The organism is Paracoccus yeei ATCC BAA-599, assembly GCF_000622145.1.
Classification (GTDB): Bacteria; Pseudomonadota; Alphaproteobacteria; order Rhodobacterales; family Rhodobacteraceae; genus Paracoccus; species Paracoccus yeei.
Genome location: NZ_JHWH01000015.1, coordinates 12,940 through 23,885, shown reverse-complemented (window position 1 = coordinate 23,885; position 10,946 = coordinate 12,940). Strand labels below are relative to the sequence as shown.

Here is a 10,946-nt window from a genome sequence, read left to right as displayed (position 1 = left end):
GCTCCTTCGGGGATGGCGGGCTTCATGCCGTCCCGCGCAGGCCAAGGCAAGGCGGGACGGTCTGGAACGGATTGGGCCGCCCGGACAGCACACAGGCCACCGTCGGAACGGCAGCCCGCAGGCAGCCGTTACCAGCGGCGGATCAGGGTGGCCTGCACGCTGCGGCCGGGGTTGTAGTAATCGGCCGTGCCGGTGCCGACGACATGCTGTTCGTCCAGGAGGTTGGCGACATGCAGCGTCAGGTCGGTGTTTTCCTGCACCTGATAGCTGAAGGCCAGGTCCAGCAGCGTCGCCGCCTCGCTTTTGCCGCCGGTGTTGGCGCCGTTGAAGTAATACGAGCCGACATAGCGCGCGCCCAAGCCCAGGGTCATGTCGCCCCGCGCGCCGCTGCCCGGCACGGTGTAATTGACCCAGACCGAGGCCAGGTGGTTCGGGACCGAGGCGAACTGGCGGCCCTTGTAGTTCGGGTCGTTCACATATTCCGAATCCATGTAGGAATAAGAGGCCAGCAGGCTGAGGTTGTCATCAAGCTGCGCCTTGCCCTCGATGTCGAAACCGCGCACGCGGGTCTTGCCGACCGTGCGGCGGATGATGTTGCCATCGTCCTGGACCTCGGCCACGGTGATGTTTTCCTGCTTGAGGTCATAGACCGAGGCCGAGATCAGCGCATCGGTTCCGGCCGGTTCGTATTTCACGCCGATCTCGTATTGCTCGCCGCGCTCGGGCTCGACACCGATCGCGGGCGGCGCCACCGATTCAACATAGCTGACATAGGTCGAGATCTCGGGCGTGACCTTGTAGGTCAGCGCGCCGCGCCACGAGGTTTCCGAGAAGTCGTCGCTGTCGTCGAAGGCAGCCCCGGAGGACTGGCCTCTGCTGGACAGATCCAGCCAGTCGTGCCGCAGGCCGACGGTGGCGATGAAGCGGTCGTCGAAGGACAGGTTCTGGGTGAGGAAGGCCGATTTGGCGCGATAGTCGTTCTTGGCTTCGCTGTAGACGGTCAGCGCCGAGGGCGCGCCGGAGAACACCGGATCAGCGATGTCGATGGAGGAGGCCGGGCCGTAATAGCTGGTCTGGTCCGTCGCGGCATCGCGGAACTCGACCCCGGCCAGCGTGCTGCTGTCGAAGCGCGCGAAGCTGGCGTCGTATTTCAGGATCGCGTTGCCGATCAGTTCGTGGCCGCTGGAATCCTGGCCGTAGTAATAGCGCGAGAGCGTCGTGCCGGGCCGGCCGGCATAGTCGAAAAGGTAGACATAGCCGAAATCGTCGCTGAGGTCGCTGTAGCGCAGATTGCCCTGCAGGCTCAGCCCGTTGCCGAAGTCATGCGACAGCATGGCGGTGATGCTTTTGCGTTCGACATCGTGGTCGTTGAAATCGGGCTCGCCAAAGAAATCGCCGCGGTCGTATTCGCGGTCCAGCGGATAGCCGCCGCTGTTCGGCGTGCCGTCGCGCTTGAGATAGTCCAGCACGACATTCAGCTTGGTGTCGGGCGTGATCTCCCAGCCCAGGCCGGCCATCAGGAAGGTCTCGTCGTCGCGGGAATAGTCGTATTCCAGATCGCTTTTCTGCACCTTGGCGGTGAAGCGATAGGCCAGCGTCCCTTCGGCGTTCAGCAGGTCGCCGAAATCGACCGCGGCCGCCTTGTGGTCGAAGGAGCCGTAGGTCAGCTGCACCTCGCCGAACCGCTCGGGGCGCGGGGTCTTGGTCACGAAGTTGACCGAACCGCCGGGATCGGCCATGCCGAACAGCGTCGAGTTCGCGCCGCGCAGCAGTTCGACCCGCTCGTAGGCGAAGGGTTCTTCGCGCACGCCGCGCATCGAGCCGAGCGTCAGCCCGTCGCGGTAGGTCGTCGCCTGATAGCCGCGGACCAGGTAGTAATCGTTGCGGTCGTCGCTGCCGTAATAGTCCGTCACCGTGCCGGCGGAATATTGCAGCACCTCCTCGACGGTCTGGGCATTGCGGACCTCGATTTCCCTGGCGGTGATGACCGAGACCGAGGCGGGCGTGTCGAGGATGCTGGTCGCGACCTTGCCGCCGACCCAAAGCTCGCGCGCGACGATCGCATTGGCGTCGTCGTCGACCGATGCGCCGGCCTGCAGGATGACGGGGGACAGCCGGATCGGCTGGTCGGTTTCGCTGTCGGTGCTGTCCTGCGCCAGCGCGCTGCTGGCCAGAAGGATCGCGGTTCCCGACCAGAGCAGGGACCGGGCGGCGCGATGGGACAGGGATGGGGTCCGGCCGAAACCGGGTCGATGCTCAGCCATAAGGCGCTCCTGTGGTATGGACTATCGCGGAGATCTGGCTGGCGTCGGCGGTCGGGAGGCCCTGGCTGGATCGGTGTCGTAGCCGCGCGGTTACGGGGTGGCGGGGGCCGCTGTCTTGAAGGATTCCACGGTTCTTGTCGAAAGCTGTCCGGCCCTGCCATGACCGGCAGAGCCTGTGACTTTTCGGCCACGGTCGCCTAGCAGGGCCGGGGCTGGCGGTTCTGGCGCAGCCAGGCGGCGGGCGGTGCGCCGCAGGTCTGCCGGAACACCCGGGTCAGATGCGCCTGATCGGCAAAGCCCAGCTGCCCCGCGATATCGGCCAGCCGCAGGTCGGAGTGCAGCAGCAGGTGCTGCGCGCGCTCGACCCGGCGGGACAGCTGCCATTGCAGCGGCGTGGTGCCTGTCGCCGCCTTGAAGCGATGCGCGAACCAGCTTTCCGACAGGCCCAGGCAGTCCGCCATCTCGGCCACGCTCATCCGGTGGTCGGGCCGCTCTGCCAGTCGGGCGTCGAGCGCGTCCAGCTGGGCGGCGGTCAGCCCCGGCGCGGAGTCCGGCGCGGGCCCGCTCGCCTGCAGCAGATAACCGAAGACGCTGCCGACCAGGTTCTCGGCATAGACGCCGTGGCGCGTGGGCGAGGCGATTTCGTCGATCAGCAGGCGCGCCAGGGTGTCGAGCGCGGGGGCGTCCTGCATCTCGACGGGGCGGCGCAGGGCGGTGAGCGCCTGCGACCGGCCGAGCGACGGCGCCAGAAAGCGCAGCAGCCGGTCGCGGTGCACATGCAGGTCCAGATGCGCGAACGCATGGTCGCCGGAAAACCGCGTCCACATCGGCACGCCGGCCGGGACATAAAGCGCCCGCACCAACGGACGCCCGCCCGCCGCCGGATCGTCGTGGTTCGAGACGCGGATATGGCCCGACACGTCGTTCAGGAAAAAGACGATCCGCGGGTCCGGCGACAGGTAATAGCCGCTGGCGCCGGCCCGCCCCTCGGCCTGCCAGTAGACGCCGACCAGCCCGTCGAGACCCCGCCATTGCACGGGCACCGTGGGTCTGATCCCCTGCGTGTCGCAGGCCATGGAGTGAAGATAGCTCATCGCGCGCGGATTCCGGGTCGAAGGTCGGGGCTGGCATGCGATGCTGGCCGGGAAACGTTAACGCAAGATCGGCCCGAGGCCAAGGATCCCGCCGGGCCATGGCCGAAATCCCCGCTCGGGGGCGGAATTCGGGCCCTAGCGCGCCATCTCGGCGATCTTGGCGGCCGCCAGCCTGCGGCGCAGCCAGGCGGCGGCCGGGCCGCAGGGGCGCTGCTTGTGCCAGACCATTTCCAGCGCCACCGGCAGGTCGCCCCGGTCGAAGGCCAGCGTCGGGGTGGCGAGTTCTGGCGCCAGCGGCGAATCCTCGATGATGTGGCGCGGGATCAGCGCCCAGCCCAGGCCCCGGCGCAGGATCTGCAGGATCACCCAATGGCTTTCGACCCACCAGACCTCGGCCGCGACGCGCAGGCGCTGCTTTTCCGGCCCTTCGGTGCGGCCGGCGACCATGATCTGGCGGTGGCGCTTCAGGTCCTCCCAGCCGACGGGCCCGGTCGCCAGCGGGTGGTCGCGGCCGCAGACCAGCTGCAGCGGCACCCAGCCCAGCGTCAGGAAATCCAGCTCGGCCGGCAGCACCTCTTGCCGCCACATGACGCCGAGGTCCGCCTTGCCGTCCAGGACCAGGCGGCTGACGTCCTGCATCATGGGAAACAGCAGCTCCAGCTCGACATGGGGAAAGCGGGCGGCGAAATCGGCAAAAAGCGCGCCCACGGCCGGTTCCGGGAACAGTTCGTCGATGGCGACGACCAGCCGATTCTCGACATGCGCCTCGAGGCTGGCGGCGACGCCGATCAGGTGGATGCGGCGGTCCAGGATCACCCGCGCCTCGGGCAGCAGGCGGGCGCCGGCCTCGGTCAGCACGGGGCTGCGGCCCGAGCGGTCGAAAAGCTCGACCCCGAGGTCGATTTCCAGGTTCGCGACCTGGGTGCTGATGGCGGATTGCGCCTTGCCCAAGGCCCGCCCCGCCGCCGAGAACGAGCCCTGCTCGGCGGCGGCGGCAAAGGCTTCGAGCTGTTCAATGGAAACCTGCATCCATCTGCTTTCCAGATACGAGCTAACTTTCATTTCGCATGATTGCAGATAGAAGCCCCGTTGCAAACAGGAATGAGACGTATCATGCAGACCCGCAGCCTTCCCGACCGTATCCGCCACGCCCTGATGTTCGAAGGGCTGGGGCTGGCCATCTTCATCCCGCTGGCGGCGGTGGTCTTCGACCAGCCGGCCGGGCACATGGGCGTGGTGGGCGTGGCGTCGGCCACGGTGGCGACGCTGTGGAACTTCGTCTTCAACATCGGCTTCGACCGCGCCATGGTGCGGCTGACCGGCAGCCCGCGAAAATCGCTGGCCGTGCGCATCCTGCACACCCTGCTGTTCGAAGGGGGCCTGCTGGTCCTGCTGATCCCGATGATCGCCTGGTATCTGGGCATCGGCCTGCTTCAGGCGCTGCTGATGGACCTGGCGATCGTGGCCTTTTACCTGGTCTATACCTTCTTCTTCAACCTGGCCTATGACCGGGTCTTTCCGCTGCCCCGGTCGGTTGTCGCCTGACGCGGGGTGGCAGCGGAATGAGGGGTTCCTTGTCGAGGTGATGGGTTCTATCATGGCTGATGGATCCTCTCACCTTCCTGCGCAAGGAGCATGCCATGAAACGGCCGACCATCACCGACCTTGCCGAGGCCGCAGGGGTCAGCGTCGCGACCGTCGACCGGGTGCTGAACGGGCGCCTGAAGGTGCGCGAGGAAACCGCCCGCAAGGTGTCCGAGGCGGCCGAGCGCATCGGCTATCACGCGGCCAATGTGATCCGGCAAAGGCTGCTGGCGGATGTGCCGGAATATCACCTGGCCATCGTTCTGCAAAAGGAACGCCACGCCTTTTACCAAAGCTTTGCCGCCAAGCTGATGCAGGCGGCGGCGGACGTGCGCGACCGCCGCATCCGCGTGTCGATCCGCTATGCGCGGTCCTCGGAACCGGCCGAGGTCGCCGACCTGCTGCTGCAGGCCTCGGGCAAGGTGCAGGCGGTGGCGGCGACGGGGCTGGACCATCACGACGTGACCAACGCCGTCTCGGTCCTGCGGGGGCGGGGCATTCCCACCTTTTCGCTGCTGTCCGACTTTGCGCAGGGCGAACGCGAGGGTTATTTCGGCACCAATAACATGAAGGTAGGCCGTACCGCCGCCTGGCTGATCTCCAAGCTGGCCGAGCGGCAGGGCAAGATCGCGCTGTTCGTCGGCGGCCACCGCTATCACGGCCATGCGCTGCGCGAGGCGGGGTTTCGCGCCTATATCCGCGAATGCGCCCCCCGGTTCGAGGTGCTGGACGCGGTGGTCAATCTGGAAACACGGCAGTTGACGCACGAGGCGCTGCTGGGGGTCATGGCCCGCCACCCGGACCTGGCGGGCGTCTATTGCGCCGGCGGCGGCATGGAGGGCGCCATCGCCGCCCTGCGCGAGGCCGGCGCGGGCGAGCGCATTGCCTGCCTGGTCCATGAACTGACCCCGGAATCGCGCCAGGCGCTGCTGGAGCGCTGCATCAGCGGCGTGTTCCAGACGCCGCTGAAGGAGTTGTGCGCCGACCTGATGGCGACGGTGGTGCACACCATCGAACAGGGGATGGCGGAAAACCCCGGGCAGCGCTTTGTCGCGCCCTATCTGCTGACCCCGGAAAGCATCTGATGGTTTTCCATCAGATACCTGATGATTTTCTATCATGAATGATGGAAACCTGCGATTTCCTTGATTGACCGGAATCGCGTCCTGACCCAAGACTTGCGGCGGGTGGAACGCAGAGGAGAGGCGCCCCCCAGCCAAAGCCGGCCGGAACGGATCGGCGACCGGAACCCGCTTCCGGTTGCCCGGTGCCTTCTGCGCAAAAAATGGCGTGCCGGACGCCGCAAGCGGAGGAAAGACATGAAGACATTCGTGATGGCGGGCGCCCTGACGGCGGCGCTGATGGGGTCGGTCGCCCATGCCGAAAACATCGGCGTCTCGATGGCGCTGTTCGACGACAACTTCCTGACCGTGCTGCGCAATGGCATGAGCGATTACGCCGCCGCCCAGGACGGCGTGACCCTGCAGATCGAGGATGCGCAGAACGACGTCGGCAAGCAGCTGAACCAGATCCAGAACTTCGTCGCCTCGGGCGTGGACGCGATCATCGTGAACCCGGTCGACACCGACGCCACCGTCGCCATGTCCCAGGCCGCCGCGGATGCCGGCATCCCGCTGGTCTATGTCAACCGCCAGCCGGTGAACCTGGACAGCCTGCCCGAGAAGCAGGCCTTCGTCGCTTCGGACGAACGCGAATCGGGGACGCTGGAGACGCAGGAGGTCTGCCGCCTGCTGAAAGAGGCCGGCAAGACCGAGGCCAAGGTCGTGGTGATGATGGGCGAGTTGTCGAACCAGGCGGCCCGCCAGCGCACCCAGGACATCAAGGACGTGATCGCGACCCCCGATTGCAGCTTCATGCAGATCGTCGAGGAGCAGACCGCGAACTGGTCGCGCACGCAAGGCGCGGACCTGATGACCAACTGGATCACCGCCGGGCTGGAGTTCGACGCCGTGATCTCGAACAACGACGAAATGGCCATCGGCGCGATCCAGGCGCTGAAGGGCGCGGGCCGCGACATGAAGGACGTGATCGTCGCCGGGATCGACGCGACCCAGGACGCGCTGGCTGCGATGGAGGCGGGCGATCTGGACGTGACCGTGTTCCAGAACGCCGCCGGCCAGGGCCAGGGCGCCGTCGACGCCGCGCTGAAGCTGGCGCGGGGCGAGGCGGTCGAGAAGAACAACTTCGTGCCCTTCGAACTGGTGACGCCGGCGAACCTGGCCGACTACCAGGCCAAGAACTGAGGCCCGCGCGGGGGGCCTTCGCGCCCCCTGCGACCGCAGCAAGCCGAAGAGGAAGGGGGCCGAGATGGTCGAAGAGGAAGGGGGCCGAGATGGTCAGCGCCACGACACAGGCGGCGATAAGTCGCGTCAAGCAGGGCATCGCGCATGAGGGCGTCCTGTCGATCCGCGGCATCCGCAAGGAGTTTCCGGGCGTTCTGGCGCTGGACGACGTGCAGCTGCGCGTCCGGCCCGGCACCGTGCATGCCCTGATGGGCGAGAACGGCGCCGGCAAGTCGACGCTGATGAAGATCATCGCCGGCATCTACCAGCCCGACGCCGGCGAAATCCGCCTGCACGGCCAGCCGGTGACGCTGAAATCGCCGCTGGATGCGCTGGAACAGGGCATCTCGATGATCCACCAGGAACTTCTGCTGATGAACTCCATGACGGTGGCCGAAAACATCTGGATCCGGCGCGAGCCCAGGGGCGCCTTCGGCCTGGTCGACCACGGCCGGATGAACCGCCAGACCCAGGAACTATTCGACCGGCTGAACATCCGGCTGGACCCGGCGGCGATGGTGGGCGACCTGACCGTGGCGCAAAAGCAGATGGTCGAGATCGCCAAGGCGGTCAGCCACAATTCCGACGTGCTGATCATGGACGAGCCGACCAGCGCCATCACCGAATCCGAGGTCGAGCACCTGTTCACCATCATCCGCGACCTGCGCGCGCGGGGCGTGGGCATCGTCTACATCACCCACAAGATGAACGAGCTGTTCGAGATCGCGGACGAATTCACCGTGTTCCGCGACGGCAAGTATGTCGGCACCCACAATGCCAGCGACGTGACCCGCGACGACATCATCCGCATGATGGTCGGGCGCGAGATCACCGACATGTTCCCGAAAGTCGACTGCGAGATCGGCGAGACGGTGCTGGAGGTCAGGAACCTGACCCTGCCCGGCGTCTTTCATGACATCAGCTTCACCCTGCGCAAGGGCGAGATCCTGGGGCTGGCGGGGCTGGTCGGGTCCAAGCGCTCGAACGTGGCCGAGGCGATCTTCGGCGTCCGTCCCGCCGCCTCGGGCGAGATCCTGATCGACGGCAAGCCCGTCCAGATCACCAGCCCCAAGGTCGCGATGGACCACGGCCTGGCCTTCCTGACCGAGGACCGGAAGGAGACCGGCTGTTTCCTGATCCTCGACTGCCTGGAAAACATCCAGTCGGCGCTGATCACCCGCGACCATGTCAAGGCGGGCTTCATCGACCAGAAGACGGTGACCGCGCTGGCCGAGGACATGGCCCAGAAGCTGCGCGTCAAGACCCCGAACCTGCACGAGACGGTCGAGAACCTCAGCGGCGGCAACCAGCAGAAGCTCTTGATCGCGCGCTGGCTGCTGACCCGGCCGCGCATCCTGATCCTTGATGAACCCACCCGCGGCATCGACGTGGGCGCGAAATCCGAAATCCACCGCCTGATCACGCAGCTTGCGGGCCAGGGGGTCGCCGTCCTGATGATCTCCTCGGAACTGCCCGAGGTGCTGGGCATGTCCGACCGCATCATGGTGATGCACGAAGGCCATGTCTCGGGCTTCCTGGACCGGGCCGAGGCCGACCAGGTGCGCGTCATGGAACTGGCGGCCAAGTAAACCCAAGGGGGGAAATTCATGAGCACCCAAGACGTTACCGTGCCCGCCCGCGCGCGGTCCCATCGCCGCCTGCCCGCCGAGGTCAACATCCTGATCGTCCTGGTGGGCATCGCGCTGGTCTTTGAAATCCTGGGCTGGGTCTTTCAGGGGCAGTCGTTCCTGTTCTCGCTGAACCGGGTCAAGATCATGATCCTGCAGGTCTCGGTCATCGGCATCATCGCGGTCGGCGTGACGCAGGTCATCATCTCGGGAGGGATCGACCTGTCGTCGGGCTCCGTGGTGGGGGCGGTGGCGATGGTCGCCATGTCGTTCGCCCAGGCATCGAGCTATGCCCGCGCGATCTATCCCGGGCTGACCGACCTGCCGGCCATCGTGCCGATCCTGATCGGGCTGGGCTGCGGGGCGGTCGTCGGCCTCATCAACGGCTGGCTGATCGCCTATACTCGGATCCCGCCCTTCATCGCGACGCTGGGCACCATGGTCACGGTGCGCGGCTTTGCCAAGTGGTACACCAAGGGCCAGCCGATCAGCTTTCCGACCGAGGGCTTTGCCGCCATCGGCAAGGGCATGATGCCGGTGGTGATCTTCATCGCCGTGGCGGTGATCTTTCACGTCGCCATGAAATACACCCGCTACGGCAAGTTCACCTATGCCATCGGCGCCAATGCGCAGGCCGCGCGCGTCTCGGGCATCAATGTCGAACGCCACCTGGTCAAGGTCTATGTCATCGCGGCGATGCTGGCGGCGCTGGCGGGCATGGTGGTCGCCGCCCGCGGCCAGACCGCGCAGGCCGGCATGGGCCTTGCCTATGAACTGGACGCCATCGCTATGGCGGTGATCGGGGGCGTGTCGCTGAACGGCGGGCGCGGCTCGATCCTGGGGGCGGCCATCGGCATGGTGATCTTCGGGGTCATCATCTCGGGGTTCACCTTCCTCAGGCTCGACGCCTATTACCAGGAGATGATCAAGGGCGTCATCATCGTCGCCGCCGTCGTCGCCGACACCTACAGGCAGAAAAAACGCAGGAAAAGCTAGGGCCCATGGCCCGGCAGATCGACAGGGCCGGGCCACCGGGCCGGCCCCCCTTGCCCGCCGCTTTTGTCCAAGGACCAAGGAAAGCACCCATGAAGCGCCTGATCGCCACGACCGCCCTGTGCCTGATCGCCCTGCCCGCCGTGGCAGACACCCGGATCGGGGTCAGCATGACCTCGTTCGACAACCCGTTCCTGACCATCCTGCTGAACGGCATCCGTGCCGAGGCCGGCAAGACCCAAGGGCTTGCCCTGTCGGTCGAGGATGCCCAGCTGGATGTCGCGAAGCAGCTGAACCAGGTGCAGAACTTTGTCGCGAACGGCGTCGATGCGATCATCGTCAATGCGGTGGACGGCGATTCGACCGCCGCCATCACCCAGACCGCGCGGGAGGCCGGCATTCCGCTGGTCTATGTGAACCACCCGCCGGCGGAACTGGACAGCGGGATGCCCGAGGGCACCGCCTATGTCGGCTCGCAGGAAACCGACGCCGGCAGGTTGCAGGCCGAGGCGGTCTGCACGCTTCTGAAGGGCCGCGAGGCGCCCAAGGCGGTGATCCTGATGGGCCCGCTGGAAAACCACGCCGCCCTGGTCAGGACCAGGATGGTCGAGGAGGCGTTTGCCCGGCCCGACTGCCAGGTCGAGATCCTGGAAAAGCAGACCGCGAACTGGAATCGCGTGCAGGCCCAGGACCTGATGAGCCAGTGGCTGACTGCGGGGCTTACCTTCGATGCGGTCGTGTCGAACAACGACGAGATGGCCATCGGTGCGGCCCAGGCGCTGCAGGCGGCGGGCGGCAAGGGCGAGATCGTGGTGGCCGGGATCGACGCCACCGCCGACGGGCTGGCCGCGATGCAGGCCGGGCTGATGGACGTGACCGTCTATCAGAACGCGACGGGGCAGGGCGAACAGGCGGTCCGCGCCGCCATTGCCGCCGCCCAGGGCCAGGCGGTGCCGCCCGAGACCTGGATCCCGTTCGAGCCGGTGACCAGGGACACCATGGCCGAATACCTGAAATAGGCGTCGCGGCCGGCCTCCTCCCCCGGCCGGCGACGCCCGGGCGGAACCGCGCGTTCCGCCC

General features: G+C 66.6%; 9 protein-coding genes. 6 read left to right on the top strand and 3 right to left on the bottom strand.

What is annotated here, in order from left to right; translation table 11 throughout:
• Positions 1 to 128: 128 nt before the first annotated feature.
• The 3 genes from BU28_RS0109565 to BU28_RS0109555 all read right to left on the bottom strand — a co-directional run bounded on the left by BU28_RS0109565 (position 129) and on the right by BU28_RS0109555 (position 4,387).
• On the bottom strand, positions 129 to 2,264 hold the full coding sequence (locus tag BU28_RS0109565) for a TonB-dependent siderophore receptor (RefSeq protein WP_051578091.1): 2,136 nt from the start codon (positions 2,262 to 2,264) through the stop codon (positions 129 to 131).
• A gap of 197 nt (positions 2,265 to 2,461) precedes the next feature.
• Positions 2,462 to 3,358, bottom strand: coding sequence for a helix-turn-helix domain-containing protein (locus tag BU28_RS0109560; protein ID WP_028719281.1), 897 nt, complete (start codon positions 3,356 to 3,358; stop codon positions 2,462 to 2,464).
• 135 nt (positions 3,359 to 3,493) lie between these two features.
• Complete coding sequence (locus tag BU28_RS0109555; RefSeq protein WP_028719280.1) at positions 3,494 to 4,387, bottom strand: LysR family transcriptional regulator; 894 nt, start codon at positions 4,385 to 4,387, stop codon at positions 3,494 to 3,496.
• Positions 4,388 to 4,471: 84 nt separating this feature from the next.
• Between BU28_RS0109555 and BU28_RS0109550 the strand changes: the two genes are divergently transcribed.
• The 6 genes from BU28_RS0109550 to BU28_RS0109525 all read left to right on the top strand — a co-directional run bounded on the left by BU28_RS0109550 (position 4,472) and on the right by BU28_RS0109525 (position 10,885).
• Positions 4,472 to 4,903, top strand: a complete 432-nt coding sequence (locus tag BU28_RS0109550) for a PACE efflux transporter (RefSeq protein WP_028719279.1) — start codon at positions 4,472 to 4,474, stop codon at positions 4,901 to 4,903.
• 95 nt (positions 4,904 to 4,998) lie between these two features.
• A complete protein-coding gene (locus tag BU28_RS0109545; RefSeq protein WP_028719278.1) occupies positions 4,999 to 6,027 on the top strand; it encodes a LacI family DNA-binding transcriptional regulator in 1,029 nt (342 codons plus the stop codon).
• A 234-nt stretch (positions 6,028 to 6,261) separates the two neighbouring features.
• Positions 6,262 to 7,206, top strand: coding sequence for a sugar ABC transporter substrate-binding protein (locus BU28_RS0109540; protein ID WP_028719277.1), 945 nt, complete (start codon positions 6,262 to 6,264; stop codon positions 7,204 to 7,206).
• 89 nt (positions 7,207 to 7,295) lie between these two features.
• On the top strand, positions 7,296 to 8,834 hold the full coding sequence (locus BU28_RS0109535) for a sugar ABC transporter ATP-binding protein (protein WP_028719276.1): 1,539 nt from the start codon (positions 7,296 to 7,298) through the stop codon (positions 8,832 to 8,834).
• 18 nt (positions 8,835 to 8,852) lie between these two features.
• Positions 8,853 to 9,869, top strand: coding sequence for an ABC transporter permease (locus tag BU28_RS0109530; protein WP_028719275.1), 1,017 nt, complete (start codon positions 8,853 to 8,855; stop codon positions 9,867 to 9,869).
• Positions 9,870 to 9,958: 89 nt separating this feature from the next.
• Positions 9,959 to 10,885 carry a substrate-binding domain-containing protein gene (locus tag BU28_RS0109525; RefSeq protein WP_028719274.1) on the top strand — a complete coding sequence of 309 codons (927 nt, stop codon included), beginning with the start codon at positions 9,959 to 9,961 and terminating at the stop codon, positions 10,883 to 10,885.
• The last annotated feature ends 61 nt before the right edge of the window (positions 10,886 to 10,946 follow it).

Excerpts from the sequence above, each read along its gene's own strand:
- BU28_RS0109525 (WP_028719274.1), top strand. The coding sequence starts at position 9,959 with ATGAAGCGCCTGATCGCCACGACCGCCCTGTGCCTGATCGCCCTGCCC.
- BU28_RS0109550 (WP_028719279.1), top strand. The coding sequence starts at position 4,472 with ATGCAGACCCGCAGCCTTCCCGACCGTATCCGCCACGCCCTGATGTTC.
- BU28_RS0109565 (WP_051578091.1), bottom strand. The coding sequence starts at position 2,264 with ATGGCTGAGCATCGACCCGGTTTCGGCCGGACCCCATCCCTGTCCCAT.
- BU28_RS0109545 (WP_028719278.1), top strand. The coding sequence starts at position 4,999 with ATGAAACGGCCGACCATCACCGACCTTGCCGAGGCCGCAGGGGTCAGC.
- BU28_RS0109535 (WP_028719276.1), top strand. The coding sequence starts at position 7,296 with ATGGTCAGCGCCACGACACAGGCGGCGATAAGTCGCGTCAAGCAGGGC.
- BU28_RS0109530 (WP_028719275.1), top strand. The coding sequence starts at position 8,853 with ATGAGCACCCAAGACGTTACCGTGCCCGCCCGCGCGCGGTCCCATCGC.
- BU28_RS0109540 (WP_028719277.1), top strand. The coding sequence starts at position 6,262 with ATGAAGACATTCGTGATGGCGGGCGCCCTGACGGCGGCGCTGATGGGG.
- BU28_RS0109560 (WP_028719281.1), bottom strand. The coding sequence starts at position 3,358 with ATGAGCTATCTTCACTCCATGGCCTGCGACACGCAGGGGATCAGACCC.
- BU28_RS0109555 (WP_028719280.1), bottom strand. The coding sequence starts at position 4,387 with ATGCAGGTTTCCATTGAACAGCTCGAAGCCTTTGCCGCCGCCGCCGAG.